This window comes from Pseudomonas avellanae BPIC 631, from assembly GCF_000444135.1.
In the GTDB taxonomy this organism is placed as follows: Bacteria; Pseudomonadota; Gammaproteobacteria; order Pseudomonadales; family Pseudomonadaceae; genus Aquipseudomonas; species Aquipseudomonas avellanae.
Map to the genome: position 1 here is coordinate 1 of NZ_ATDK01000136.1, position 254 is coordinate 254.

Annotated in this window: 1 protein-coding gene; it reads left to right on the plus strand. The window is 61.8% G+C overall.

Annotated features, from left to right (window positions below):
* Nucleotides 1-254: replication initiation protein (locus DW49_RS0107495; RefSeq protein WP_029774639.1), on the plus strand; the 254-nt coding region annotated here is incomplete at both ends.

Here is a 254-nt window from a genome sequence, read left to right on the forward strand (position 1 = left end):
CATTCCCAGTTGTTCTATGCTGTCCCGTCCGTGTGCACCACCGAGAACGCACGGGCCAAGCCGATTCAGTACATGAAGGCGATCTATGCCGCGTTTGCCGCTCGCCTCGACGCGGACGTGGACTATCACGGTGGCCCTGTCGCCAAAACACCCGGTCACCCCTGGTGGGAGACGACCGAATTTCACAGCCACGTGTACGAACTGGGCGAACTGGCGAGCGCTGTGGAGTTGACCGTCAAGCCGTGGGCCACAGG